23 protein-coding genes and 1 pseudogene are annotated in these 26745 nt (G+C 44.6%); 9 read left to right on the top strand and 15 right to left on the bottom strand.

Annotated features, from left to right (window positions below; genetic code table 11):
* A pseudogene (locus tag ACFPRA_RS18235) lies at positions 1-321 on the top strand (transposase); the annotation flags it as partial.
* Positions 322-385: 64 nt separating this feature from the next.
* Here ACFPRA_RS18235 and ACFPRA_RS18230 read toward each other — a convergent pair.
* Positions 386-1264: a DUF6612 family protein gene (locus ACFPRA_RS18230; RefSeq protein ID WP_381437882.1), complete on the bottom strand. Its 879-nt coding sequence runs from the start codon at positions 1262-1264 to the stop codon at positions 386-388.
* A 243-nt stretch (positions 1265-1507) separates the two neighbouring features.
* On the opposite strand from ACFPRA_RS18230, the gene ACFPRA_RS18225 reads away from it, so the two are divergent.
* A complete protein-coding gene (locus ACFPRA_RS18225; RefSeq protein ID WP_381437879.1) occupies positions 1508-3226 on the top strand; it encodes an ABC transporter ATP-binding protein in 1719 nt (572 codons plus the stop codon).
* A 146-nt stretch (positions 3227-3372) separates the two neighbouring features.
* Here ACFPRA_RS18225 and hflX read toward each other — a convergent pair whose 3' ends face one another.
* The 4 genes from hflX to ACFPRA_RS18205 form a co-directional block, all read right to left on the bottom strand.
* The gene (hflX, locus tag ACFPRA_RS18220; RefSeq protein ID WP_381437877.1) at positions 3373-4644 is read right to left on the bottom strand and encodes a GTPase HflX; all 1272 of its coding nucleotides are present in this window, start codon (positions 4642-4644) and stop codon (positions 3373-3375) included.
* 101 nt (positions 4645-4745) lie between these two features.
* The gene (locus ACFPRA_RS18215; RefSeq protein ID WP_381437875.1) at positions 4746-5522 is read right to left on the bottom strand and encodes a VOC family protein; all 777 of its coding nucleotides are present in this window, start codon (positions 5520-5522) and stop codon (positions 4746-4748) included.
* Positions 5515-6996 (bottom strand): sodium/proline symporter PutP, encoded by a 1482-nt coding sequence (gene putP, locus ACFPRA_RS18210; protein ID WP_381437873.1) that lies wholly within the window; start codon positions 6994-6996, stop codon positions 5515-5517. Before putP ends, ACFPRA_RS18215 begins: the two co-directional genes overlap by 8 nt.
* A 213-nt stretch (positions 6997-7209) precedes the next feature.
* On the bottom strand, positions 7210-8769 hold the full coding sequence (locus tag ACFPRA_RS18205) for an FMN-binding glutamate synthase family protein (RefSeq protein ID WP_381437871.1): 1560 nt from the start codon (positions 8767-8769) through the stop codon (positions 7210-7212).
* Between the two features lie 90 nt (positions 8770-8859).
* Between ACFPRA_RS18205 and nfsA the strand changes: the two genes are divergently transcribed.
* Entirely contained in the window at positions 8860-9591 is a 732-nt protein-coding gene (gene nfsA / locus ACFPRA_RS18200; RefSeq protein ID WP_381437868.1) for an oxygen-insensitive NADPH nitroreductase, read from the top strand.
* A gap of 100 nt (positions 9592-9691) precedes the next feature.
* Entirely contained in the window at positions 9692-10858 is a 1167-nt protein-coding gene (locus tag ACFPRA_RS18195) for a class I SAM-dependent methyltransferase (protein ID WP_381437866.1), read from the top strand.
* A 47-nt stretch (positions 10859-10905) separates the two neighbouring features.
* On the opposite strand, the gene ACFPRA_RS18190 is transcribed toward ACFPRA_RS18195, so the two are convergent.
* Positions 10906-11562, bottom strand: a complete 657-nt coding sequence (locus ACFPRA_RS18190) for a Dph6-related ATP pyrophosphatase (RefSeq protein WP_381437863.1) — start codon at positions 11560-11562, stop codon at positions 10906-10908.
* A 197-nt stretch (positions 11563-11759) separates the two neighbouring features.
* Here ACFPRA_RS18190 and ACFPRA_RS18185 point away from each other — a divergent pair, with 197 nt between their 5' ends.
* Together ACFPRA_RS18185 and rsiV are read left to right on the top strand one after the other, a co-directional pair.
* A complete protein-coding gene (locus tag ACFPRA_RS18185) occupies positions 11760-12257 on the top strand; it encodes an RNA polymerase sigma factor (protein WP_381437861.1) in 498 nt (165 codons plus the stop codon).
* A complete protein-coding gene (rsiV, locus tag ACFPRA_RS18180) occupies positions 12254-13126 on the top strand; it encodes an anti-sigma-V factor RsiV (RefSeq protein ID WP_381437859.1) in 873 nt (290 codons plus the stop codon). Before ACFPRA_RS18185 ends, rsiV begins: the two co-directional genes overlap by 4 nt.
* A gap of 187 nt (positions 13127-13313) precedes the next feature.
* Here the strand turns inward: rsiV and ACFPRA_RS18175 are convergent, their stop codons facing one another.
* The 7 genes from ACFPRA_RS18175 to ACFPRA_RS18145 all read right to left on the bottom strand — a co-directional run bounded on the left by ACFPRA_RS18175 (position 13314) and on the right by ACFPRA_RS18145 (position 21232).
* A complete protein-coding gene (locus ACFPRA_RS18175; RefSeq protein WP_381437856.1) occupies positions 13314-13814 on the bottom strand; it encodes a PCYCGC motif-containing (lipo)protein in 501 nt (166 codons plus the stop codon).
* A gap of 95 nt (positions 13815-13909) precedes the next feature.
* Positions 13910-15292 carry a class II fumarate hydratase gene (gene fumC / locus ACFPRA_RS18170; protein ID WP_381437854.1) on the bottom strand — a complete coding sequence of 461 codons (1383 nt, stop codon included), beginning with the start codon at positions 15290-15292 and terminating at the stop codon, positions 13910-13912.
* A gap of 116 nt (positions 15293-15408) precedes the next feature.
* Positions 15409-16638 carry a multidrug effflux MFS transporter gene (locus tag ACFPRA_RS18165; RefSeq protein ID WP_381437852.1) on the bottom strand — a complete coding sequence of 410 codons (1230 nt, stop codon included), beginning with the start codon at positions 16636-16638 and terminating at the stop codon, positions 15409-15411.
* Between the two features lie 162 nt (positions 16639-16800).
* Positions 16801-18075, bottom strand: a complete 1275-nt coding sequence (locus tag ACFPRA_RS18160) for an ABC transporter permease (protein ID WP_381437850.1) — start codon at positions 18073-18075, stop codon at positions 16801-16803.
* Entirely contained in the window at positions 18065-18763 is a 699-nt protein-coding gene (locus ACFPRA_RS18155; protein ID WP_381437848.1) for an ABC transporter ATP-binding protein, read from the bottom strand. The genes ACFPRA_RS18160 and ACFPRA_RS18155 overlap by 11 nt, the downstream gene beginning before the upstream one ends.
* A gap of 357 nt (positions 18764-19120) precedes the next feature.
* Complete coding sequence (locus ACFPRA_RS18150) at positions 19121-20680, bottom strand: flotillin family protein (RefSeq protein WP_381437845.1); 1560 nt, start codon at positions 20678-20680, stop codon at positions 19121-19123.
* 18 nt (positions 20681-20698) lie between these two features.
* On the bottom strand, positions 20699-21232 hold the full coding sequence (locus ACFPRA_RS18145; protein ID WP_381437842.1) for an NfeD family membrane protein: 534 nt from the start codon (positions 21230-21232) through the stop codon (positions 20699-20701).
* A gap of 398 nt (positions 21233-21630) precedes the next feature.
* Here ACFPRA_RS18145 and ACFPRA_RS18140 point away from each other — a divergent pair, with 398 nt between their 5' ends.
* The 3 genes from ACFPRA_RS18140 (at position 21631) to ACFPRA_RS18130 (ending at position 23621) form a co-directional block, all read left to right on the top strand.
* On the top strand, positions 21631-22251 hold the full coding sequence (locus ACFPRA_RS18140) for a DUF47 domain-containing protein (RefSeq protein WP_381437839.1): 621 nt from the start codon (positions 21631-21633) through the stop codon (positions 22249-22251).
* An 11-nt stretch (positions 22252-22262) separates the two neighbouring features.
* Positions 22263-23261 carry an inorganic phosphate transporter gene (locus tag ACFPRA_RS18135; protein WP_381437837.1) on the top strand — a complete coding sequence of 333 codons (999 nt, stop codon included), beginning with the start codon at positions 22263-22265 and terminating at the stop codon, positions 23259-23261.
* Between the two features lie 159 nt (positions 23262-23420).
* A complete protein-coding gene (locus ACFPRA_RS18130; protein WP_239391719.1) occupies positions 23421-23621 on the top strand; it encodes a cold-shock protein in 201 nt (66 codons plus the stop codon).
* Positions 23622-23765: 144 nt separating this feature from the next.
* Here ACFPRA_RS18130 and ACFPRA_RS18125 read toward each other — a convergent pair whose 3' ends face one another.
* A complete protein-coding gene (locus ACFPRA_RS18125) occupies positions 23766-25013 on the bottom strand; it encodes a DUF5068 domain-containing protein (RefSeq protein ID WP_381437835.1) in 1248 nt (415 codons plus the stop codon).
* A gap of 70 nt (positions 25014-25083) precedes the next feature.
* The gene (locus tag ACFPRA_RS18120; protein WP_381437833.1) at positions 25084-26376 is read right to left on the bottom strand and encodes a DUF5068 domain-containing protein; all 1293 of its coding nucleotides are present in this window, start codon (positions 26374-26376) and stop codon (positions 25084-25086) included.
* Positions 26377-26745 lie beyond the last annotated feature (369 nt).

Raw genomic sequence — 26745 nt, 5'->3', positions numbered from 1 at the left:
CTGAAACCAGAAGACAAAGTCATTCTTCATTCCGATCAAGGCTGGCATTATCAAATGAAGAAGTATCAGTAAACATTACAGAAGCACGGAATTACACAAAGTATGTCCCGTAAGGGTAACTGCTTAGATAATGCCGTTATCGAGAATTTCTTCGGCCTATTAAAGTCTGAATTACTGTACCTGCAGGAATTTGAAAGTATGGCACACTTTGAAAGAGAAGTAAAAGAGTATATTGAGTACTACAATCACAAAAGAATGAAGGCGAAATTAAAAGACCTGAGTCCGGTAGAATACCGAACTCAGATCTTAGAAGCTGCCTAAAATATTTGTCTAACTTTATTGGGTCAGATCAATTTTTTTGTCCGGTGTTTTTCTTTCATTTTACTTATTCAGCCATCGCTTCATTAATATCGATGGCGTTGTCTAATACGTCTTGTGGTATTTCGATTTTTTCGATCTCATTGATTTTGCTAATATCCGCTTTCACTTTTTGGACAATGTTCATCTCTTGGCCTTCAACAACCATATTCATGTCCATGTCCATATTAAATGCATTTGTATAGAATGTCTCTTTGTCGATGAAGATTTCAAATTCCAGTGCGTTCACTTTCATGTTTTCCATGAGTTCCATTTCTTCCTCACCCATCTCAACACCGGCCGGAATATTATCTTTTGCAATTTCTTTCAATAACTCTGTAAATTTATCACCTGAAGCAGAGAGAGTTAGAATGTATGCATCATCCGTCTGTTCAAATTTAAAATCGTTGACAAACTCTTTAAACATTTCCATATCGAGGGTCGGGTCTGCACCGCCGCCCATTTCACCGATCATATCTTCATACATGTCATTCGGCAATTTTACCCATTGACCCGATTCCGGATCATTCATGTAGAAGCCTTCTCCTGTCATGTACATTTCGATGTCCATCGAACCTTCGTCACCCAAGTCCATTGTCATCTTTTGGTACATCTCGACCGGATCGATGACCATGTCCATATCCATCTTAATCTTGCTATTCATCTCAAATTCTTCACTTGGGACCTTGATCAATTGATCGACATCCATTTTGGCATGCATGCTCTTTTGCTCTTCCGATACTTCCATCGCTTTTTGGTAAACTTCTTGAGCCGTCATTGTGCTCTCTTTTTCAACTTCTTCTGGCTTTCCTGTTTCAGGATCCTCTTTCGGTGCAGCCGTTTCGTTACAAGCGGCAAGTCCGAAAGCGAGAATGCCAATCGCAATGCCCTTCATCCAATTTTTCATCGTATTCGCTTCCTTTCATTTTCCATTTGCAGCACGTCTAATTATACGGCAAAATATAGAAAGGGTTCCGTTTTTTGAGGTTGAACTTCAAATTGAGCACTTCTTCCCAGGATTCAACATCCTACGATATGCTCACTTCCCATTTTAGTAAAAACTATTTTCTGGATGAGAATTATAAAGTCGTTTTCCATAGCCATATCCGTTATACTATCCTTTATTAAAAGAAGGAGGTCTCTATTCAGCATGCTAAAGAAATTTTTTTCTTACTATAAACCACATAAGCGGCTCTTTATCATCGACTTTTCAAGTGCTATTTTCGTCGCGTTGTTGGATCTTGCATTTCCTGTGGCAGTTCAATGGTTCATCGACGATCTGCTACCGGAAGGGAATTGGGGCAAAATTGTTTTAGTCAGTATTGTACTGTTAGCAGTCTATTTGCTCAGTACGTTCCTGCAATATGTCGTCAGCTACTTAGGTCACAAACTTGGCATCAATATCGAAACCGATATGCGTCAGCAACTGTTCAATCACGTCCAGCGGCAATCATTCCGTTTTTTCGATAACACCAAAACTGGACATGTGATGAGTAGAATTACCAATGATTTATTTGACATCGGGGAACTTGCCCACCATGGACCCGAAGATGTATTCATCGCCATTATGACGATCATCGGTGCTTTCGCAATCATGTACTCTATCAATCCTGAATTGGCAATCATCGCCATCATCATGGTACCATTCCTCGCCATTCTCGTTACATTTTGCAATATCAAAATGAATGCAGCATGGCGAAATATGTATGGAAAAATCGCAGATGTCAATGCGCGCGTCGAAGATTCCGTATCGGGATCTCGCGTTGTCAAATCATTCACGAACGAAGAATTTGAAATTGCTCGATTCAAAAAAGACAATGGTAGTTTTAGAACGGCAAAGCTTGTCGCATACAAAGTGATGGCTTGGACCCATTCAAGCATGTTCATGATGACCAGACTTGTCACACTGCTCGTCCTTGTTGTCGGTGCTTGGTTTTCCTTTAACGGGAAATTATCGTACGGAGAACTAGTTAGCTTCGTGTTATTCGTCAACGTGCTCATCAAACCGGTAGACAAAATTAGTGCTTTGCTGGAACTCTATCCGAAAGGTATGGCCGGTTTCCGGAGATTCCGGGACTTGATTGAGCAAGAGCCAGATATTCAAGATGCACCCGATGCAATCGCCGTGCCGCATTTGAATGGGGACATCGTTTTTGACAATGTCCATTTCCAGTACGATGACAACAAAGCCGTTTTGCAGGGAATTGATTTATCCATTCGCGCGGGTCAAACAGTTGCATTTGTCGGACCATCAGGAGCCGGAAAAACAACCATTTGTTCGTTAATTCCTCGTTTTTATGATGTCAACGAGGGCGCCATTGCCATTGACGGCCTAGATATTCGGAAAATGACGCAACATTCCTTGCGTTCCCAAATCGGAATCGTTCAACAGGACGTCTTTTTGTTCACAGGTACGATTAAAGAAAACATCGCTTACGGAAAATTGGATGCCACGGATGAAGAGGTATTTGAAGCAGCCCAAAAAGCACATCTCGAAGACTTCATCGCCTCGCTTCCAGACGGGTACGAAACGCAAATCGGGGAACGTGGACTTAAACTTTCAGGCGGTCAGAAACAGCGACTCGCTATCGCTCGTATGTTTTTGAAAAATCCGCCCATCCTTATTTTAGATGAAGCAACTTCCGCCCTTGATACCGAAACAGAGCGCATTATTCAACAATCGCTCAATGAACTCGCCGAAAATCGGACTACGCTCGTCATCGCCCATCGATTGGCTACAATCCGCGATGCAGACCGCGTCATTGTCGTCACAGAAGACGGCATTGCGGAAGATGGTAAATACGAAGAACTGGTCAATCAAGGCGGTATTTTCGCTCGCTTGCATAATATTCAATTTCAAGAGGTTTAACTTTCAGCAGAGGGGATATACTAATAACATCCCACCCCCCTTTCTCTTAGATAGAAACGAAAAAAGACCGCATTACATGACAACCCTACTCATGTGATGCGGACTTTTTTTGTTTGCGCTGCTCTCCACTACGCCCGTTCCATTCTTTAATGACTAATAATAAATGCTTCGAATTTCGAGCGCTCCGTTACATCCATCTCTACAGTCATAAGCGTTCCATTTTCTTCATAGGCCGTATTTTTCACGCTAGTCTTATCGTTCAAATACGAGACGAGATCTCCCCGATCAAATGGAATAAGCAGTTTACAGGTAATGTACTGGCCAAAAATTTTCGTTTTAATCAGTTCAATGAGTTCATCCAGCCCTTTTCCCTCTTTTGCAGAAAGCCAAATGCTGTCATCGTTCACTTCCGGATAACGTATACCGGCGAGATCCGCCTTATTGTACACATTGAGCGTCGCCACATTCTCAACCCCGACATCCTGCAATGTGTCATTTGTCACTTCCATCATATACCCGTGTTCTGGATTCGACACATCGACAACATGCAAAAGCAAATCTGCATCACGCGCCTCTTCCAATGTCGAGCGGAAAGCTTTCACAAGATGATGGGGGAGTTTCGAGACAAACCCGACTGTATCCGTTAAGATAAATTGCTTATTATCACTTAATTTCACTTTCCGAACCGATGTATCGAGCGTCGCAAACAACATGTCTTCTTCATAGACATGTTTGGTATGGTCCGCGTCCATTTTCGCCAACACTTGGTTCATCAGCGTCGATTTTCCCGCATTCGTGTAGCCAACAATGGAGACGACCGGTACTCCGCTTTTCTTCCGTTGTTTACGTTGTGTTTCGCGTTGCTCTTTCACATGTTCGAGATCACGACGCAGTTTGGCAATCTGATCCTCAATTTTCCGACGGTCGAGTTCTAGTTTCGTTTCACCCGCCCCTTTGTTCTGGAATCCGCCACCTGTGCCACCCCCTTGTCTGCTAAGGGAAGCGCGCAATCCAACGAGCCTCGGCAACATATATTGCAGTTGCGCCAATTCAACTTGCATACGGGATTCATTCGTTCTGGCCCTCCTCGCAAAAATATCAAGGATGAGCATCGTACGATCAATCACTTTACATGCAAGTTCCTGCTCCATATTACGGATTTGGGACGGCGAAAGCTCATCATTAAAGATGACAAGATTGGCATCCAATTCTTCATAGAAGTTCCGGATCTCTTCGATTTTTCCTTTGCCAACGTAATGGGATGGATTGCGTCTTTCTAATTTTTGTGTCACTTCTCCAAGCACTTCTACATCAATCGCTTCCGCAAGATTTCTCAATTCTTCCATCGCATAATCGAAATGCTCATCGTTTTGTTCATGCACCCCAACGAGAACCGCACGTTCAACTAATACTTCCATTCATCAAAACCCCTTCCGGACCAAGCTATCAGTGTGACCATTTTAACATACACAGAGATTTTCATGAGACAGACAAGGCTAAGCCTATCGCATTAAACTTTTCACCGCTCAGCTTGTCCAATGACCACATCCGCCAATCTGTCATTCTTCACCTGATGCTCTACAAATTTCAAAGTGACATTTGGCAAAGCGATTTGATGGGCATCTCCAACCTTTTGCGACAGTAAGATGGCCCATTCCGCCGTCTCTTTCAACGGATCTTCGACATGAAAAATGCACTCTTGAATAGCTAAGCGTTCATTCTCCGGTGATAGGGAACCTTCTGCTTTTAAGCGTGCCGTCCGGTTCTCTTCCGGTTCTTCCCATTCGATGAAAAATGGGTAAGGTAATTCAGCGGATATTGATTGCTCGACAAATAGCAACTTCCACTTCAATAATTGCCCATCGACCGTTCTGCGTTGTGCGTCCAACACACCTGATGTTCGGAATCCTTTGTTTTCAATTTCCTCGTTAAAGCGCTCAATCCCTTCGACGGATAAACAAATGGCGCCCCAACCTTCCCCTTCTTGAAGGTCCGTTAACAAAAGGTCGATCAGTGGAAGATGTGCTTCCTTTGCTATCTCTGAATGTTCCACTGCCAACCATTCCACATATGCATTTTTCATATACAGAAGTGCATTATACGTTCCCCATTTTTCATGGCGACCGCCGATAATAGCATGACGCCCTTCCCCGCGCTGTCCGTCGACAATTTGGCTCAGATCTTTTTCTGTAAAATAAACGACATGATCCAGTTTCATAACGCTGCCCCTTCTTTCTACCAATTTCTTTGTCAGAAAAGCCTGCGGTTCAACCGCAGGCTTGAATGGTTCATCCATCTCTTTTCAATAACTCCAGTGTATCCGTAAATTCCTGATCAATTTCAGCATTTGGTCTATAAGTGGCGAGACTCACAACAACCGCCACAATGAGACAAATGACGAAGCCTGGCACAATTTCATACAATGTATCTGTTAACACATCTACATTTCCCCAAACCATCACTGTAATCGCTCCAGCCACCATTCCCCAAAGGGCTCCTGCTGCCGTAATCTTGCGCCAATAAAGGGTGAGTAGAATGATCGGTCCGAACGAAGCACCGAAACCAGCCCATGCAAACGACACGATACTTAAGATGGATTCGTTATTTGGCCAAGCAAGTGCCATCGCAATCACGGAAACGATCAGCACGGCCATCCTGCCTAAAAACACATATTGCTTATCCGTACCATCCGTCTTAATAACCGCTTTATATAAGTCTTCCACCAATGCTGATGATGTGACAATGAGCTGTGAAGAAATCGTACTCATCACTGCAGCCAATACGGCAGCCAGCATAATCCCAGCGATAAACGGATGGAAAATAATTTGCCCTAGTACAATGAACACCGTTTCCTCATCGGCAAGCGTAGACCCATTTTGGTAGTAATAAGCGATTCCGACTAGCGCTGTCGCCACTGCCCCAAATAGGCTGAGGAACATCCAACCGATTCCGATACGGCGGGCCTTCTTCGCTTCTTTGACAGAACCGAGTGCCATAAATCGGACGATAATATGCGGTTGGCCAAAATAACCAAGTCCCCATGCAATGGCCGAGATGATTCCAAGAATGGACGCTCCGGATACAAAGTTCAATAATTGCGGATTAACTGCACGGATACTTTCCGTTGTTTCTGCAAAGCCTCCCGTGATGAATACCCCTACGATCGGAACGAGAAGAAGTGCAAAAAACATGATAAGGCCCTGCACGACATCCGTATAACTGACCGCCAGAAACCCTCCGAACAAGGTGTAGAAAATCACGACACCCGACACAATGAGTAAGCCGAAATGATAATCCAATCCAAATGAACTTAAAAAGAATTTCCCGCCTGCAACCATTCCTGAAGAGACATAGAACGTAAAGAAAATAAGAATGATAATACCAGAAGCAACCCGTAAAAGACGCGACTTATCTTTCAGACGGCTTTCCAAATAACTAGGTATCGTAATGGAGTCATTCGACACTTGCGTATAGACACGCAGACGCGGAGCAACGAGGACCCAATTCAAATACGCACCAATCGTCAATCCGATGGCTATCCACGATTCAACAAGACCACTCACATAGATTGCACCGGGAAGCCCCATTAACAGCCATCCTGACATATCCGCAGCACCTGCGCTCAGGGCCGTCACCATAGGTCCAAGCGACCGTCCGCCTAGCATATAATCCGTTAAGTTCGATGTACGCTTGAACGCATACCAGCCAATGAAAACCATTGCCGCCATATAGAGAATAATTGCAATCAATTGATACATTTCACCGGACATCTGAATCCCTCCTTTTATAAATTCTATTCATCACAACACCCTTTATTATACTAGATTGAATTTTTCACACTATCAAGTTGAAATGATAAGTATGATAGACAGTGCGCGACATTCCTATCTTTATTCCCCTAAATTTCCCGGGAAATAACTTGAATTCGACAAAGGGGGGGTAAAAACAACTTCATCTCTCTAGGCAGTACGGCAAACTTCATTTTATTCTACTGGAAAAACACGTCCCCGATCATCTTTGTATACGACATGATGGCGTTCAAACTTAGTTGGTGAGTCAAGCCCCGCTGCAGCTGCAATGCGGAATAATCCTTCACGCATCGTCAAAATGTAATTCGTTACACGGTATTGTTTCTCTTCCACGACGAGTCCTTGCTGCAATGCCTTATCCGTTGTCGCGACGCCCGCCGGACAATCATTCGTATGGCAACGTTGCGCCATAATACAGCCGACTGAAATCATGAACCCACGTGCGATTTGCACAAGGTCCGCTCCCATTGCTAATACGATTGCCGCACGATCCGGTGTGGTGATTTTACCAGAGGCGATGATCTTCACACGATCACGTACTTCAAATTTCCGCAGCGCATCATCCAATAAAATGATGGCTGAGCGAAGCGGCAAGCCAACACCGTCTGCAAGATCCTGATAGGTTGCTCCTGAGCCACCTTCCCCGCCATCGAGGGAGATGAAGTCGGGACCCATCCCAGTCTCAAGCATGAAAGAGGCGAGTTCTTCGGCATCCTGTTTGCTTCCGATCACGACTTTTATCCCGACCGGCTTGCCTGCATGTTGACGGATTTTCTCAATAAATGTAAACAGCGTCGGATAATCGTCGAACTGATGAAAACGGTTCGGACTGTTAATGGTCGTGTATGGTACGACATTCCGGATCGCCGCAATTTCCTCTGTCACTTTCGCCCCCTCCACGTGACCGCCACGCATCTTCGCCCCTTGTGCCAATTTGATTTCAAAAGCTTTCACTTGTGGAATTTCCGCCTTTTCACGCAATCGTTCCCAGCTGAATTCACCATCTTCTGTTCGGAATCCGAAAAGTCCTGATCCGATTTGTGCGATGATATCCGCATCCCCCGCCAAATGATGAGGAGACAGACCGCCCTCTCCGGTATTCATCCAGGCACCCTTCGCCATGCCGATGCCTTTGGAAAGCGCAGTGATGGCATGTTCCCCAAGCGCACCGTAACTCATTGCCGATTGGCCCAGCAAGCTATGAACATGGAAGGGATGCTCGCAGTTCGGCCCTATGACAATCGCGTCCTCTTCCGGCAACAGCCAGGGCAATGTCGGAATCTCTTCCCGATGCTCCTTTCGGGCAAATAGATGATCCGCATCAATGACGTAGCGCATGGTGTCCACCAAATTTTCATTGTCCACGCGCATTTCCTCATTTTGTTTCGTAAACATCGCATTGCGAATAAAGTAACCCGCCTTATTAAAATCCCGCTTTGAACCAAATCCGATCACGCTGCTCAAATATTTGCCGGGCAGCACCATATGCAAATATTCCTCACGATTGAACGGTTCTCCGTCATTATCATCATCGAATAGATATTGCCGAAGCTCCGGTCCCGTTTTTTCCAATACATAACGCATCCGTCCTAAAATCGGGTAATTGCGCAGAATCGCATGTTGCTTTTGTCTTCTGTCATAAATGTACAGAAAGATGGCCAGCGTAATCGGTATGATGAGAAGAATGACGATCAACAATGCCGTTGTTATTGAAATGCCCTCCGTCCAGTTCATATTTCCACCTCATTCTCAAGCTTTATAGGTAGTTTACCACCATCCTACTCTGGTACTCTTAATGCATAGAACAAATTATGGAGGGATTTCATGGTTATCGAATTACTGACTTCACATGCATCTGTACGCAAGTATAAAAATGTACCACTATCGAAAGAAATCGTACACGAACTCGTTCAAGCAGGCCAGCATGCGGCATCTTCCCACTTCGTCCAAGCCTACTCTGTCATTCATGTGACGGACAACACCAAGCGGGAAAAACTAGCTGAACTCACCAAAAATCCGAAACAACTGTTATCGGCAGGTGCCATTCTCATTTTCTGTGCGGATTTTCATCGACTCCAAAAAAGCGCAGAGTTACTCGGGAGAGAAATCGATTTTTCATATGCAGAGAATTTGCTCGTAGGCGTCACGGATGTCGCCTTGTTCGCACAGAACGTCGCCATAGCTGCCGAGTCAAGAGGTTACGGCATCTGTTATATCGGCGGGGCGCGCAATGCACCCGAAGAGATTAGCGATCTGCTCGGCTTGCCTCAAGGCGTCGCGCCGATGTTCGCCATGTCTATCGGGGTGCCCGATGAGTCGAATGAAGTAAAGCCGAGACTACCTGTGGAAGCGATCGTCCATGAAAACGGGTATGACGCGGATAAATATGAGACACTCATCCCTGCATACGATGAAATTTTGAATGCTTATTACTTAAGTCGCGGCTCGAACCAAAAAGACGCCAACTGGTCCACCGCCATGGCAGACTTCTTGGAGAAACCAAGACGGACACATATGAAAGAATTTTTAAACAAGCAAGGATTTGAATTTAACTGAGGTTAGGGAAAAGAATTGTATGGTGTAAGGGGTTGGCTTTTGCCGGCTCCTTTTTGTTATTCTATAGGCAGAAGTGACTTGCAACCTAGGAGCGATGAACATGCAATTTGAAGAATTACTGGATGAACTGACGCGACGGATGATAAGCGGTTCGTTCATTAGCGGCACGATCAGCCAATCCCGCACAAAAACAGACGAGTTGAAACGGGTGAAAGTAAAGCCAGTGGAATTAAAAGGTCAATTCCACATTCAATTTGAATACCAATATGAGCGCATTCTAAAGCACGAAAATGTAACACCTGACGCCTTGCGCGAACAATTACAACAACTACTGGAACGTTTCAAACAAGTACATGCCGAATTTTCAGATGAAAAAATTCATGTGCAACTCTCTAAAAAGTTCAAAGTGATGTGGAAATCGGATCAGACCCAATCCGGTAAAGTCGCTGATTTATCACATAACCGGAAGAAAAATTATTTGCTAGATGAAAATACACCATATCCATTTCTCGTCCGACTCGGCGTCCAAACAGACGACGGCAAAGTGAAAAAGCAGAAGCATGACAAATTCAGACAAATTAACCGATTCATCGAATTCATCGATGATTCCCTTGCTTATTTACCGAAGGGCCGTACCATTCGTATTCTCGATTTCGGTTCTGGAAAATCGTATTTGACGTTTGCGCTGTATCATTATTTGCGTATCGAAAAGGGGCTCGACATACAAGTGACGGGGCTTGACTTGAAGAAAGAAGTAATTGAGGAATGTAGCCGGATCGCGCAAGACCTCGGTTACGAACAACTCGAATTTCTTGTCGGCGATATTAACGACTATAATGACGAATCGTCTGTGGACATGGTCGTCACCTTGCACGCCTGTGACGTTGCAACCGATATGGCGCTTGCTCGTGCTGTAAAATGGGGAGCAAAAGTCATCTTAAGCGTCCCTTGTTGTCAGCATGAATTATTTTCACAAATCCATTCACCTGCGCTCGACATCATGTTGCAACATGGACTCATTAAAGAACGCTTCGCAGCACTTGCTACTGACTCGATCCGTGCGGAATTATTGTCGCTTGTCGGCTATGAAACACAGCTATTGGAATTTATCGACATGGAGCATACACCCAAAAATGTATTGATCCGGGCTTATCATACCGGACGCAAGCCCACTGAAGCTGACTCTAAACGCTACCGCGATTTCAGAGAACTATTGAATGCGGACCCGTTTTTGGAGAGGGAATTGGGCGATTTACTACTTAATTAAGAAATCTGCTGTGACAGGCACGTTCGTTTCGGCGCCTGTCACCCTTTCTATTCCAACACAACATTCAAAAACACATAGCCATCCCGTTCATGCTGCCCTGAAAAGACGACAGGGACGCGCTCGCTGAAAATCGGACCGTCTACGACAACGGTATGGAACTCTCCAGATTCCCCGCACGAATCAATGCCGAGTGCGTCCATCTCATCCATCAATTCAATTGTAAATTTTCGTCCGATGAAGTGTGCCGGCATCATTTTTGTATTCACAACGACAACATAAGCCTCGAATCCGACAGTCACGAACTCTTCCAGTATCTTGCGTCGCGGCTCCATCCACAAGGGGTGCACAGCTTCCATGCCAACTTTTGCACATGTTTTCTGCACCCACTCCAAATGGTCGATCAGATCAATATCCCCGAATACCCCATGGTCGATACCTGCACCTTTACATTCCTTCATCGCATGTAAAAACTGTTGCTCATAGCCGCTCCAGCTAGCGCCTCGAATCATGAGCGGAACACCGAGTTGATTGGCTTGCGCTTCCACAACCTCGAAAGGAAGCGCGTGTGATTTCGACCGCTCTTTATCTTCCTCAAACATTGTCCACACTCGTTTCGGGATGCCTCCTGCTTTTACTGCCCGATAATAAGCCATCGCAGAATCTTTCCCACCACTCCACGACGCTACAAATGGATACCCTTTCATCTTGTCCTCTCCCTCTTTCAAATGCCAAAGAATCTGTCTATCTTAGCTAAGATTTTACCATAGGACTCCATGAGTTTTCTGAAAAAACGATCCTTTCCCTTTATGAATGTATACCAAAACTTTTCATGTAGATAGCCCGTCAAATTAAGTAAGACGTGATCGCGACGCGTCGAAAACTAGAGAAGGTGAACTTTGTCATGACAAAAGATGAGAAATTCGAACTCGTAGAAAATTTCATAGTGGAAAATCAGGAAGCTTATTACCGTCTCGCCTATAGCTATGTCCGAAATAAGGAAAACGCACTTGATATTGTCCAAGACGCTATTGTAAAAGCTCTTCATTCCATTGATCGACTGAAGGAGCAATCTTATTTAAAAACATGGTTTTATCGAATTGTCGTCAATACGTCGATTGACTACATACGCAAACATCAGCGAGTATCCGTGATGGATGGAGACATTCTCGCCCTCCATTTGCCACAATTAGAAGACGAGGTGACCGATCTTGACCTACTAGATGCGATCGATCAGCTGCCAACGAAGTATAAAACCATTATCATTCTCCGATTCTTTGAAGATTTGAAGATTGACGAAATAGCAGAAATTACAGGTGACAATGTTAATACAATCAAGACGAGACTCTATGCCGCATTAAAAAAATTACGACTTGAAATGGGAGAGGAGTTCAGCTTATGAACAGAATGAACAAACTGAAGAAAGACTATGAACAGACGGAAATTCCATCCGAATTGAAGGATGTCGTAAACGCATCCATCCGCCAAGCGAAGGCGTCACGCAAGAAAAGACCTCTTCTCAAACAATGGACGATCGGTGCCGCCGCAGCCGCTGCCTTATTTGTCGGCAGCATCAACCTGAGCCCATCCTTTGCCCAAGCGATGGTGAACGTACCCGTTTTAGGTACAATTGTAGAGGTCTTTACCGTGCAGCAATTGGCGGTGGACGAAGACCATTACCAAGCAGACGTCAAGACACCAGCAATTGATGGTTTATCGGACAAAGACCTACAAGCCGCATTAAATGAAAAATACATCACAGAAAATAAAGCACTCTTCGAGCAATTTGAACAGGACGTTGCTGAAATGAAAGAGATGGGCGACGGTCACCTCGGAATCAGTACCGGCTACGAAGTAATGACAGATACGGATCAGCTACTATCGATTGCTCGCTATCAGGTGAATACGGTCGCATCTTCTTCTACCACTATGAAATACGACACAATCGATAAAAAAAATAGCATCTTAATCACACTGCCAAGCCTTTTCAAAGATGACTCCTATATCGATACCATCAGTTCATATATCCTCGATGAAATGCAGCGACAATCAGAAGCTGATGAAGATAGGGTTTTCTTTTTAAATGATGAATTTGGTGATGGATTTGATAAAATTAGACCTGATCAATCTTTCTACATTACAGCAGACAATAAGCTTGTCATTTCATTTGACAAATATGAAATCGCTCCTGGCTATATGGGTGTCGTCACATTCGAAATCCCGACGGACGTAATCAAAGAACAATTGGTTGGAGATTTGTATATTAAATAAGCATCTGGCGCCCGAAGACTAGACGATACAAAAGCGCAGAGCGCCCGCTTAGATGCGACAGGCATAAGACGAGTCGACGGCGTGGCGTTCCTTGCCACAGAGTCGGCTTGACTTATGACCCGAGCATCTGGCGCCCGGAGCCTAGACGACAAAAAAGCAGACACCATCGTGTCTGCTTTTCGTTTGCTTATGCCGGCATTGGTGTATCGGTTGGCGCGGCATAGCCTTCGTTATACGTTTCATCAATAAAATCACGGATTTCTTTCAATGACTTGCCTTCCTGCGTCATTTGGACGGATTTCACAGCAATCTCTAAACATACAAGGCAGCGTGTGCCGTGATCGTCCCAAACGACAGAACCGTCTTCACGGATTTCATCGATGAAACAGTTTGTGTTACTGCGGTGTCCTGCGCTTTCGCCACATCCGCAATAACACGGCATATAGTCAAGAATTTCAGTGGCGGTACCGGCTACTTGATAAACAAGGCGCATATCTTCCGGTTTATCATCCAAAAATGTTGGTAACACATCCGCCGAAGCGGTCACTTCCTGCAAATCGCCATTTGGCAACTGTTTCTGCTCTCCATGGGCCAGATCATGTGCTCCATGATCCGTCTGCGCTTTTTGACCGCATGCTGATAGAACAAGCAACGCTGCAAGTATCATGAACATCCAATGTTTTTTCAAGACAGTCCACTCCTTCTTTAGGTTCCTGTCCTTCCATCATAGCGGAGAGAAGCACTTCTATGGGTTACAGATTTGTGGACGATACAAGAAGGCTCTTATTTTCCGATCATTTTGGAAGGAACCACATACTCATCAAACTGTTCTTCTGTCAGCAGTCCTGTTTTCAACGCTGCTTCTTTCAATGTCGTGCCTTCCGCATGAGCCGTTTTTGCGATTTTTGCCGCATTTTCATAGCCGATATACGGGTTCAGTGCCGTTACAAGCATCAGTGAATTCTGCACTTTGCGATCGATTTCTTCGCGATTCGGTTCGATGCCGACTGCACAATTGTCATTGAAGCTGATCATTGCATCAGACAGCAATGTGACCGATTGTAGGAAATTGTAAATGATGACCGGCTTGAAGACGTTCAATTCAAAGTTCCCTTGGCTCGCTGCAAAACCGATTGTCGCATCGTTCCCCATCACTTGGGCAACGACCATTGTAAGTGCTTCACTTTGAGTCGGATTCACTTTCCCTGGCATGATGGAACTTCCTGGCTCATTTTCAGGAATCGTAATTTCCCCAATGCCCGAACGTGGTCCACTTGCCAGCCAACGCACATCATTGGCAATTTTCATAAGATCTGCCGCAAGCGCTTTGATGGCGCCATGCGTGTAAACGACTTCATCATAACTGGTCAATGAATGGAATTTGTTTTGTGCAGAAGTAAATTCAATGCCGACTGCCTTTGAAATTTCTTCCGCAACACGATCGCCAAACCCGGCTGGTGCATTCAAGCCTGTCCCGACCGCTGTACCGCCAATTGCCAGCTCCTTCATCGCTTGGACGCTGTCAGCAATCATCTTTTCCGTTTTCTCCAACATACGGTGCCAACCACTAATTTCCTGCCCTAATGTTAACGGTGTCGCATCTTGTAAATGTGTACGACCAATCTTAATAATATCCATGAATTCTTCAGATTTCTTAGCAAATGTATCTTTCAACTTCCCAAGTGCCGGTATCAGTTGCTCTTCAACAGCTAGGACACCCGCAACATGCAATGCCGTTGGGAAAGTGTCGTTAGAGCTTTGTGATTTATTGACATCATCATTCGGATGAAGGCGTTCTTCTTCGCCCCATTCTTCAAGGAATTGGTTGCCGCGTCGTGCCAGCACCTCGTTCATATTCATATTGGACTGCGTGCCGCTGCCTGTTTGCCAGACGACAAGCGGGAAATGGTCATCCAGCTTGCCAGCAATGACTTCGTCAGCCGCTGCAGAAATAGCTTTCATTTTCGCTTCAGAAATATTTCCATGCGCATGGCTTGCAATCGCCGCTGATTTTTTCAAATGGGCAAATGCGCGCACGACGCCGATTGGCATTTTTTCTCCACCAATTTTAAAGTTCTGTTTACTGCGCTGTGTTTGTGCTCCCCATAATTTGTCTGCGGGTACTTGAATTTCTCCAAACGTGTCATGTTCAATACGATAGTCCATCCTTCATCCGCCTTTCAATTTGATAAAGTCTACTCTACTACTTCATCATGCCTCATACTTTTGATTATTTGAAATAAAAAGCACTAACTTCGATAGATTTAATTGAGGGGAATTCGTTAAAACTCGTAGCCATTCACAATATTTTTCTTGACGACAAACAAAAAGATACTAAGAGCGGCTATGCTACATGCAAAAATGATAATACCCATAGGGACTGCTGTTTGGTCCCCCATAATGCCGACGATCGGCGAGATGACAGCACCTCCGATGTACGATAGCAAGCCGAGAAATGCAGATGCACTCCCCGCCGCTTTCGCCTGGCTTTGCATCCCTAGCGAGAAAGAAGTGGTCGACACCATCCCGATGCTAGATACAACGAGAAATAAAGCGATGAGTAAGATCGGTAATGGTAAATTAAAGAGTATCGTCAACAACAGCAAAGTACTACCTGTAAGCGATATGCCAATGCCTGTACTCAGCAATCGCACATCCCCGACTGCACTCGATAATCTCCCTGTCATTTGTGCCGCTACGATAATTCCAAGGCCATTGACCGCAAAAAACAGAGAGAATTGTTGTGGCGTGAAACCATAAATATTTTGCAACACGAAAGGAGAACCGGATATGTATGCAAACATGCTCGTCATGATAAATGCCTGCGTACCGGCAATTCCCATGAACACACGATTTTTCAATAAGTTGCCAAACGTTTTCACGACGGCCAATATACTACCTTCCGACCGATTTTGGATCGGCAATGTTTCCGGTAAAAAGAATGTCACTACAAAAAATAAGATGAGACCGATGACACTGAGTAAGATAAAAATCGTTTTCCAAGAAGCAAAGTTTAAAATAACGCCCCCAGAAACAGGCGCCAGTATAGGTGCGACACCATTGACTAAAGATAATAACGCCATAAACTTCGTTAAATCAGCCCCGGAATATAAATCACGCGCCGCTGCACGAGCGATCACGATCCCCGCTGCGCCCGTCAATCCTTGAACAAAACGCAATCCGATGAAAAACCAAATGGATGTGCTAAATGCACATAAGAGGGACGCAACCGCGTAAATGAGGAGCGTATAGATAAGCGGTTTCCTTCTCCCTCTAATGTCGCTTAACGGTCCAAATATAAGCTGGCCACTGGCAAGTCCCAGTAAACAGGCAGTCAAACTCATCTGGGTAAGCGAAGTCGTCGTCTGCAAATCTTCCGCCACAACAGGAAGTGCAGGTAAGTACATATCCATCGATAACGGTCCAAAGGAGATAAGCGAACCGAGTATGAGAACAAACCATACCGTGCTAAGTGACTTCGAATTTGTTGAATCACTTTCTAGCATTTTCATTTCATACAACTTCTTTCTATAAAATTCTTGGTGATTTTATTGACAATTCTTTCACTTCGACTTTCATTATAGCATTCTCTGAACGAAACAAAAGCGTAAGGCGCCTGGAGTCTAGACGACACAAAAAGCAACCGCCTAGGATAGGAGGTTGCCTGTTGCCGTTCAAAGTTCTTGACGCAATGCTTGGATCACATCGATTTTTGTTGCCTTCCGAGCTGGACGCCACCCGGAAATCATCGCCACTCCGATGCTGATCGTAGAAGCGATTAAAACAAGTTGCCAAGGGATGATTGAAAACGTCACATCCATGCCACCGAGATCCTCTTCGCCAAGAGCTGCTGAAACGATAATTGGCAAAATAGAATTTGACACAACACTGACCCCGTATGAAATCACAATGGCAAGCACCGTTCCAATTACCCCAATCCATGCACTTTCCATTAAAAATAGCCGCTGAATCAATTTCGGATCCGCTCCGATCGCTTTCATCACACCGATCTCACGTGTCCGCTCAGTTACCGCCATCGTCATCGTATTGAAAATCCCGATCGACGCTATCAGAATCGCAATGGTGCCCACAAATACCAGCCCCGCTTTTAACGCCAAGAAAAAGACATCGAGTTGCTCCAGTTCGTCCGCAATGGAATACACACTATACCCGTCTTCCTTCAATCCCTTGGATAAGGCTTTCACATTTTCCAGTTGATCGGCATGTACACTAACATTTCCGTAAAATAATGGTTGCTCGTCCTTATCCTGTTCTGCTTCAGCAAAATAGATTTCTTCGAGTGCAGGGATTATCAAAGCATCCCCATAAATGTTCTGGTCCTGATCCCAATCCTTCGCCGGCTTTTTGCCAACCCCGACGATGGTCAGTTGCAATTCCTTGCCAATCGAATTTCCTTCAATGTCCAGCAGTTGGTAAGAAATATGCTTGCCGATCAAGTCGCCTTCATAGCCTTTGACTTCCGCCCCCCCTTCCATCTCTTCTTCACTCATCAAATACTGTCCAAAATGACTACCGACAACGACTTCCTCTGCCGTTTTCGGTAAACGACCTTCCGCAAGGGCGAAGTTCGCTTTCCCTTCTTCCACAAAGTCAGTCACAGTCATTCTGCTGTAACTTGTCAGATCATCGAGTTTCACTTGCTGTTCAGCACTGACAAACTGACGATAGACAACCGCTTTGACATGGTCCCGCTTCTTCAACTCATCCACTTTTTCCTGATTCATTTCACTGCTATACACTTCAAGCTCGGTCACTTTCCGATTCGATAAAATACTATCACGGATAGTTTCGTGAAGACCGAACCCTACAGATGCCAAGACGATGAGAAAGGCCGTCCCCATTGTCGCAGCCAGCACAGTCATAAAGACACGCATCTTATTTTTCTTGATATGTTGCCTTACAAAATCGATTTGGTCCTTAAACTGCATGATGTCTACCCCCTTCCGTCAATTCTCCGTCGTGCATCCGGTAGACTCGGTCTGCTGTGTGCGCCACTTCATCATCATGCGTAATGATGACGAAGGTGATCCCTCTTGCTTTGTTGAGCGACTGGATGAGCAACAGAACATCCTGCTCCGTTTCCGAATCCAAGCTTCCTGTCGGCTCATCCGCAAAGATGACAGGTGGATCTGTGATCAGCGCCCGCGCAATACTTACGCGCTGTTGTTGCCCACCGGATAATTCATTCGGGTAATGGTCTTGCACTTCAGTCAGACCGATACTTTTCATGAGTTCTTTCACTTTCTTCTGTCGTTCGCTTTTGCCAATCCCTTTTAACTTCAGTGGAAGTTCGACGTTTTCAAACGCCGTCAAACCGGGCATCAGCTGAAAGTTTTGGAAAACGAAACCGAAATGATTCAACCGAAATTTTGCATTTTCCGCTTCACTAAATGAAGAAGTCTTGGTCCCCTTCACACAGATTTCCCCACTGTCCGGCGTTAAAAAACCCGCCATGATATGTAGCAATGTCGACTTGCCGGATCCGCTCTTGCCGACAATGGATACAATTTCCCCGTCTGCCACGTCGAACGTCAAACCTTTCAGAACAGGTACTTCCTTCTCTTTCCCTTTCTTTCCAATTTTAAATGAATGATTTAAATTCCTGACACTAATCAATTAGGAACCCCTCCAACTTTCTTTACTGATTTCATTGTAATCGGAGAATCTTAAGGAGGATGAAGGATAAAAATGAAGATTTTCTTAAGGTTTTTGGTTGTTATGAGAGAGGGGTTTGAGCTTGCGTGGGGATTTCTTGAGAGTGGGGGTTCTTGCTTTGAGCACGTGGCGGGGTTCTTGGGCGTGAGGCGGGATTCTTGAGCGTGGCGATTCTCGCTTTGAGCGCGTGGCGAATTCCTTAAGCGTGAGAGCAATCACATTGATCACGCTTAGGCTTTTGGGAGCGCTTGGAGATGATTATTCTTTCCCCACAAAAAATCCAGCACGCATCATGCGTACTGGATTTTTTAGTAATAGTTATTCTGCTTCGTCTGCTGCCATTTCTTGAGCAACACGTGGTTGTGCGGGTTGCTTTTCGTTTGCAGCTTTCACTTCGTTCGCCAAGTGGTCGATGCTTGGGCGGATATTATTCTTGCCAGAATAGTTTTCGAGCATTTCTTTTACATCGATGCCTGATGATGCTTTCAATGATTCTTGCAAGGTCGACATTAAGTTGGTTGCATACGACGTCACTTTATTGGCACCGCCGCCTTCGCCACTGCCTGTATCGACGACTGTGATCTTATCGATATTCGAAAGTGGGCTTGCGATTTGTTTCGCATATTCAGGAACCATGCGAACGATCATATCCAACACGGCAGCTTCTCCATAATGTTCGAACGCCTCAGCGATTTTTCGTTTCGCTTCCGCTTCCGCAAGACCTTTCAGGCGGATAATTTCCGCTTCGGTTTCCCCTTGCGCACGTTCGGAGTCGGCCTTCGCCAAACCATCAAGGCGGATTTTTTCAGCTTCCGCTTTCGCTCTTGCTTCAATACGGTACTTCTCTGCATCTGCTTCCGCGAGCTGGCGAGATTTGTCGGCCGCAGCATTTTGTTCGATTGCGTAACGATCCGCATCCGCTTTTTTCTTCACTTCGGAGTCATATTGTCTTTCACGACGTAATATTTCTTTCTCTTCAAGTTCAATTTGCTTTTGTCGTTCAATGATTTGAATTTGCATCTCTTGTTCCATAACTTCCTGTTTGGAGCGAGCAGATTGCAACTCGTATGCTTGGTCAGCACGCGCTTTTGCGACGTCCTGCTCCAGGCGGAATTCCGCAACTTTCAGCTGATTTTCTTTTTCAGCTTCTGCAATTTCCGTTGCGCGCTCAATTTCGGCTTTTTGTGCTTCTTTCGATGCCTCTGCGTTTTTAATACGTGTTTCCTTCTCTGCTTCAGCCGTTGCGATGTCCGCATCACGTCTCACTTGGGCGATACGCGGTTTCCCGAGTGAATCAAGATATCCGTTTTTGTCACGGACGTCTTTGATTGTAAAGGAAACGATGACAAGCCCCATTTTCGCAAGGTCCTGAGAAGCCACACGCTGCACTTCCTGTGAAAACTTATCACGATTTTTGTAAATCTCTTCAACAGTCATTGAACCTAGAATAGAACGGAGATGACCTTCCAACACTTCTTTCGCTTCGTTTTCACGGTCTTCTTTTGTTTTCCCTAAAAACTGCTCAGCAGCCGTGGCGATTTCAGAAATCGAACCGCCGATTTTAATGATTGCCGTCCCATCTGCCATGACCGGCACACCTTGTTCCGTATACACTTCCGGCGTCGTCACCTCAAGCTTGCTTGACAATAAGCTCAATGGCTCCGATTGTTGGAATACCGGGAAAACGAATGTCCCGCCGCCGCGAATGATTTTAATGCGGTTGCCCGAATCATCCGTATGTACATTTTTTGACCCTAAATAACTTCCTGTCACAATCAATGCTTCATCCGGTCCGACTGTCTTATATTTCGATACATAGACGAGGATGATCGCCAACAACACAAAAGCAACAATTCCAATTGCAATCCAAATACCCATCTTTTTTCCCCCTTTACATTATTTAAAGCGGAATGGTTCATACTCTTTAACGATGAATGTCCCATCCTTCACTTCGATAACCAATACTTCCTTTCCGTACTCAATGGCCTTATTCTCGTATCCCGCTGCCCTTTTCGAAATGAGGCCGTTCACTGTTTCGATGACAATTTCACCGAAACCATCGACCGGCACAGGGACAATCACTTTCCCGACCTGCCCTTGCAGCGATTCATCCGTATAAGCAAGCGACACTTCTGCAGACCTTAGCGGAAGTAGAACGAAAAAATAAAGTAGTAAATCAAGTACAAATGCGGCAATTAGCGAGAGAAGAATAATGATTCCGCTGTTCCAAGCCGTGACAAGTTCTAAAATATAACCGACTGCCGCCCAAAATGTTATGAATGGAAGAATAACCGCCGGATCTAAAAATGGACTAGCCTCTCCTATTCCTTCCGTCATATCACTAAAGAAAAGATATAATAACGTCGCAAGGCCTGCAATGATCAGCACGATTAAATAAATTTGCACAATCGGCATTCCGAACAGTTCCATTTCATCACCTCCACTTTCACCTTTTCACCTCACTTATTTATACGGGCGACATCTGCAATGGTTTCAAATTATTAAATTTTTTATAAGCATTTTAGGTGGATCCAGCTGCTCACGTTAAACAGCGTAAAAAAAAGGGTATACAGCAGTGAACGCTTTACATAAGAACAAAGCGTCATGAAATCACCATTTTCGGTAACAATACTGGTAATTAGCTGGTATTGATTCAAGCACTCCATTTTTCACACTAATCATATTATTGTTGAGCTGCTATAGGTCGTTTGTAAAGATTGTGTAAATTTTTCACGAACTACGTCGAAATTTGTTCGTTTATCAAATTGTTTTTGCTATGATATAGGAATGCAAAATATTATCTCCCTTAACGGGTTGGAGGCGCGACAATGTTTAATCAAAAAAAGACAGATCCTTTTTTCTCAGCTCTATTGACCATTGCTGAAAATGTAAAAGAAGCAGTCCATTATGCGGATAATTTCAAAGTATCCAATGTAGCTGATCTGAAAGAAGTAAGCATTAAACTCAAAAAATATGAGACCGAGGGTGACGACCTCATCCACGATCTTATTTCGAAACTAAACAAATCATTCATGACGCCGATTGAACGGGAAGATATTTTACAATTGGCTATTAAAATGGATGACATTCTAGATGGCATTGAAAGTTTCGCAGCGCATCTTGAAATGTTCTCCCTTACTGAAATTGATGAATACGTTCAGAAATTCATGGAAAACATTGTGAAAAGCACAGATGAAATTGTCAAAGCGATGGAGCTACTTTCACGCAAGAAACTTGAAGCAATGCGCGAACATGCCGTTCTCATTAAAGAATACGAACGAATTTGCGATGAAGTACAGCGTACATCTATCAAACAACTTTTCATCACTGAAAAAGATCCGATTCGTATCATCCAATTCAAAGACATCTATGAGCAACTCGAAGAAATCGCGGATTACTGTCAAGATGTTGCTAACACAATCGAAACCATCATTATGCGTAACGCGTAAGGAGGAGACCAATGGATACAATACTTCTCCTAACGATACTCGTTGTCGTTTTTGCACTTGCTTTCGATTTCATCAATGGTTTCCATGATACAGCAAATGCAATCGCGACTTCCGTATCTACACGCGCGCTAAAACCGCGCACCGCGGTCATGATGGCGGCTGTCATGAACTTTGTCGGTGCATTGACATTTACAGGCGTCGCCAAAACCATTTCAAAAGATATAGTCGATCCTTTTGTACTTGATAATGGATCGCTCGTTATTTTAGCGGCTTTGACAGCAGCGATCGCATGGAATCTCATCACTTGGTACTACGGGATTCCATCCAGCTCATCACACGCTTTAATCGGATCGATCGCTGGCGCGGCTATTTCTGCAGCTGGTTTCGGAATTTTGAATTACACCGGCTTTTTGAAAATCTTGCAGGCGCTTATCATTTCTCCTTTTATCGCTCTTGCTGGTGGATTCCTGATGATGTCGCTGTTCAAGGTTTTATTTAAAAACAGAAACTTGTTCAAGGCCAATAAACGATTCCGCTATATGCAGATCGGTACGGCTGCACTACAATCCTTCACCCACGGTACGAACGATGCACAAAAGGCAATGGGGATTATTACGATGGCTCTTATCGCTGCGGAAATGCAAGCAGGAGACGACATCCAGCTTTGGGTCCGGATTGCTGCAGCAACTGCGATGGGGCTTGGAACGTCAATCGGTGGTTACAAAATCATCAAGACGGTCGGCGGTAAGATTATGAAGATTCGTCCTGTGAATGGAGCTGCGGCAGACTTATCATCCGCAATCATCATTTTCGGAGCGACACTGATCCACTTACCTGTCAGTACGACGCATGTTATTTCTTCCGCTATCATGGGAGTAGGGTCGGCACAGCGTGTGAAAGGCGTTAAATGGGGCGTCGCTCAGAAGATTGTCATGACATGGGTCATTACATTGCCGATCTCAGCATTAATTGCCGCACTCGTTTACCAAGTTTTAAATTTGTTTTTCTAACTTCATTCATTTAGCTTGCATTGTCATTTAGGCTCTGTTATGATAAAGAAGAATTATTTTTGTTCGGCGCGATGGTCTCGAGTACATCTTGACCGCTTCAAGACTTGAGCAAGGATAGTAACACAATGTGTGCACAAAGCACACGAGGAGGAAACAAACATGGAACAAGGTAAAGTAAAATGGTTTAACGCAGAAAAAGGTTTTGGATTCATCGAACGTGAAGATGGCGACGACGTATTCGTACACTTCTCAGCTATCCAAGGCGAAGGCTTCAAGTCTCTTGAAGAAGGCCAAGACGTAACGTTTGAAATCGAGCAAGGCCAACGCGGTCTTCAAGCTACAAACGTAGTTAAAAACTAATTTGAATTTAACCATTCAAAAGCCATTTCCCTCGGGGATGGCTTTTTTCTTTGCCCCAAAAACGTTCTAAGGACCTTATCAACCCGGCAATCGGCATGAAGAAAAGCACCCGAACCTTCATGTGGGAGTTCGAGTGCTCTTTTCTTAATATGGTATTTTAAAGGCGAGATCCCGCCCTTTGAACAGCCTTTTATCATTGCCTCCGAAAGGACCGAATGTAAGGATGGGCGAATCGATTTGTTCCAATTCTTCTTCTGTTAATAAAAAGACGTGAAATTTTTCACCCGATTCCCCCGGTTCAAGAACCCGGATCTTATCTGGTTCCAACATGCCTTCCCGTCGATATCGATTTCCATTTGCATCATAAATCGTAGAGTAAATGGCACCTAACTCCAATGTTTCCTCTGAATTGTTTTCGATCCGGAATTTAGCGGTCAATGCGTAAATCACATCGCCTTCCTCGAATCTGTAGAACTTATCCATTTGGGCAGGCGACACGTCGACCTCTGTATATTCGACCCCATCGAATTCGACATCGACACCCCCAAGGCTTAATACTTGCCCGATTCCCTTCTTCTCAAAGAGCATCGTCTTTGTGCCTAGGTTCTGATTGACGAATTCGTCTTGGTAAAATACAGGGGCAGAAGCTAATTCTTTTTCATATGCATCACTGTATGGAAAATCGAAAACGGCATCCCCATACTTCCGTGAATAATCGTCCTTCTTTTCCCTCGCGTTTCCCGGAATGACGATTTTAGGATGGGTGTTCTCCATCTTCGCATATTGTTCTTCCGTCATGACAAATGATTGGAATCCTTGCTTTTTAAATCCCGGTGAATAAAGATCCAGCTCTTCAGGATGATCGGAACGCAACATTTCATTTTGCGGAACAAAATAATACGTATTGCCTGTCACGCGATCTTGACGACCTTCCAAGTTAATGGAAGCATAGTTTGAATAGTAAACAGGGGTTTTCCGATTATTTTCAATCGTCATTGATGCCGTGACAACATAGCCTCCGGTTTCTCCATTGAAAATACTCTCACTCAAGCGGTTGACATCGGACACTTTTGTAATCTGGTATTTGTCGATGGATACGAAAAAACCGTCCATATCATAGAGCATCACCGGTTTTTCATTCGTATAGAGGATTTCCACTTCCCCTTCCGTCATGGCGGCTAAGTTCGGATTAAGGGTGCCATCTCCAGAAGGGCGTTTTTTTCCTGCTTGCTCTATATCTTCCCCCTCATTCAATTCCTCTCTCAATTCTGCTAACGCGCTTTCCGCATCAAGCTCAGCCAATTCTTCCTCCGCTTGCTCTTCTTTTGCACAGGCCCCCAGCAATGAAACAGCCATCCCTAAAGCAAAAGTCCTCATCCAACCCTTTTTCACTAAACGACAACTCCTTCAGATTGAAAAAGTGCATCGGAGAAATGAAAATCCCAGACGCACTCCTTTCCTATTATCGGGGCAATTTAAATACTAAATCGCGTCCTTTGAACAGCTTTTTCCCGTCTTCTGCAGAGAATGGCCCGAAGTTGAGCTCAAACTTCTCATGGCGATCGAACTGGTATTTATCCATCAGGAACACATGCAGCTTTTCGCCCGACTCGCCAGGTTCCAACTTTTTAGACGTATCCGGCTCAAGCGATCCTTGATACAAATACCTGAAATCATTGTCATCCACACTTAAAATCGAACCGATACCATCCAACCGGACCGTTTCCTCGGATTGGTTATCGACATTCAACTTTACAGTAAGCGCGACAATGCCGTCGTCTGCAAAATTACGGAAGGTGCTTTTGTATTGTTCAGTCGGCTCGATTTCTGTGTATTGGACACCTTCAAGGGTCACTTTTACTCCGTCGAGCTCCAGCTGTTGGCCGATATCCGTCTTTTCGAAAATCATCGTTTTATTGGCAATGTTTTGGTTCGTCAAATCGTCGCGGTAGAAGGCTGGGCCCGTCGCAACCGCTTCTTCGCTTTCCCCGCTGTAGAGAAAATCGAAGACGGCTTCTTCCCGGAAGGATTCTCGCATGTCTTCTCGTTCAGACGCTCCTCCTTCAATAATCAGTTTCGGGTTTGTTGTCCCCAGCTTGTCATATTGTTCATTGGTCATAACAAACGATAGGAGGCCTTGCTTCTTAAAACCAGGAGGATACTTATTAACACTCGCTGGATCATCTGATACTAACGCCGTTTCACGTGGTATGAGTTTATATTTATCACCATAGACAACGTCATAACGATCATCCATAAGCAAGGACATGAATCCGGCATAATACACTGGATTGCTGCGTGTATTCTCATACGTTGTCAAAGCCGTTACTACATACCCCTCTAGATTCCCTTTGAATAAAGACTCGGAATCCCGGTTGACATCAGATACTTTCGTAATTTGGTATTCGTCGATGGTCACGATGAAGCCGTCCATATCATGGGTATAGTTGGGTGCTTTGTTCGTATACAGAACTTCCACATCACCTTCCGTCATTTCCGCGATGCTTGGATTGAGGATTTCTGAGTCGTCTGCTGTAACAGGTTCATCTGTCTGTTCCCGGTCTTCCAGTGCTGCACGCAACTCTGCCAATGCATCATCCGCTTCTGATGTTGCACCCGCCACGTCAGATTCATCCGGCTTCACTTCTTCTGCTTGGCCTTCCTCTTCCACTTTTGGTGTTTTCTTATCTTCACTACATGCCGCTAATAAAAGCGCGCTTGCGCCTAGTGCAAACAATATTCTTCCATACTTCATATTTCCATTCCCCTCCATTTTAAGAAGCTCCCTCCCTTAATTAACCATAGTGAGACAGCTATGAAAATAGGAAAAACGGAAAATTGAGGAAATTGGTTAAGAAGAACCTGTTCGATGATAGAACAGTCATTTACTTTCACCTATATGCATTCGTTCTTTGTAACTAGTGAATTAATCAATTACGCCTTGGCGTAATTGCGTCCAGATTTTGAATCGAGCTTGCTCGATTAACCCCTTTCAAAATCTGTGACATCCGCCGGAGGCTTTATCTTCGTTCAGCAGGCGTTTGAACACCCGCTGAACAGGAAACCAAAACCGCATTCATCTCGCCACCTACAGAGGTGGGAGTCTTCTGCTGAATGAAGATAA

Origin of the sequence: Sporosarcina soli (assembly GCF_042655805.1) — a bacterium.
Classification (GTDB): Bacteria; Bacillota; Bacilli; order Bacillales_A; family Planococcaceae; genus Sporosarcina; species Sporosarcina soli.
The sequence above is the reverse complement of the archived record's forward strand: the minus strand, read 5'-3'. Positions and strand labels throughout refer to the sequence as shown.

Bases quoted from the DNA above. Each gene is read 5' to 3' on its own strand.
- ACFPRA_RS18230 (WP_381437882.1), bottom strand. From the start codon at position 1,264: ATGAAAAATTGGATGAAGGGCATTGCGATTGGCATTCTCGCTTTCGGA.
- ACFPRA_RS18225 (WP_381437879.1), top strand. From the start codon at position 1,508: ATGCTAAAGAAATTTTTTTCTTACTATAAACCACATAAGCGGCTCTTT.
- hflX (WP_381437877.1), bottom strand. From the start codon at position 4,644: ATGGAAGTATTAGTTGAACGTGCGGTTCTCGTTGGGGTGCATGAACAA.
- ACFPRA_RS18215 (WP_381437875.1), bottom strand. From the start codon at position 5,522: ATGGATGAACCATTCAAGCCTGCGGTTGAACCGCAGGCTTTTCTGACA.
- putP (WP_381437873.1), bottom strand. From the start codon at position 6,996: ATGTCCGGTGAAATGTATCAATTGATTGCAATTATTCTCTATATGGCG.
- ACFPRA_RS18205 (WP_381437871.1), bottom strand. From the start codon at position 8,769: ATGAACTGGACGGAGGGCATTTCAATAACAACGGCATTGTTGATCGTC.
- nfsA (WP_381437868.1), top strand. From the start codon at position 8,860: ATGGTTATCGAATTACTGACTTCACATGCATCTGTACGCAAGTATAAA.
- ACFPRA_RS18195 (WP_381437866.1), top strand. From the start codon at position 9,692: ATGCAATTTGAAGAATTACTGGATGAACTGACGCGACGGATGATAAGC.
- ACFPRA_RS18190 (WP_381437863.1), bottom strand. From the start codon at position 11,562: ATGAAAGGGTATCCATTTGTAGCGTCGTGGAGTGGTGGGAAAGATTCT.
- ACFPRA_RS18185 (WP_381437861.1), top strand. From the start codon at position 11,760: ATGACAAAAGATGAGAAATTCGAACTCGTAGAAAATTTCATAGTGGAA.
- rsiV (WP_381437859.1), top strand. From the start codon at position 12,254: ATGAACAGAATGAACAAACTGAAGAAAGACTATGAACAGACGGAAATT.
- fumC (WP_381437854.1), bottom strand. From the start codon at position 15,292: ATGGACTATCGTATTGAACATGACACGTTTGGAGAAATTCAAGTACCC.
- ACFPRA_RS18165 (WP_381437852.1), bottom strand. From the start codon at position 16,638: ATGAAAATGCTAGAAAGTGATTCAACAAATTCGAAGTCACTTAGCACG.
- ACFPRA_RS18160 (WP_381437850.1), bottom strand. From the start codon at position 18,075: ATGCAGTTTAAGGACCAAATCGATTTTGTAAGGCAACATATCAAGAAA.
- ACFPRA_RS18150 (WP_381437845.1), bottom strand. From the start codon at position 20,680: ATGGGTATTTGGATTGCAATTGGAATTGTTGCTTTTGTGTTGTTGGCG.
- ACFPRA_RS18145 (WP_381437842.1), bottom strand. From the start codon at position 21,232: ATGGAACTGTTCGGAATGCCGATTGTGCAAATTTATTTAATCGTGCTG.
- ACFPRA_RS18140 (WP_381437839.1), top strand. From the start codon at position 21,631: ATGTTTAATCAAAAAAAGACAGATCCTTTTTTCTCAGCTCTATTGACC.
- ACFPRA_RS18135 (WP_381437837.1), top strand. From the start codon at position 22,263: ATGGATACAATACTTCTCCTAACGATACTCGTTGTCGTTTTTGCACTT.
- ACFPRA_RS18130 (WP_239391719.1), top strand. From the start codon at position 23,421: ATGGAACAAGGTAAAGTAAAATGGTTTAACGCAGAAAAAGGTTTTGGA.
- ACFPRA_RS18120 (WP_381437833.1), bottom strand. From the start codon at position 26,376: ATGAAGTATGGAAGAATATTGTTTGCACTAGGCGCAAGCGCGCTTTTA.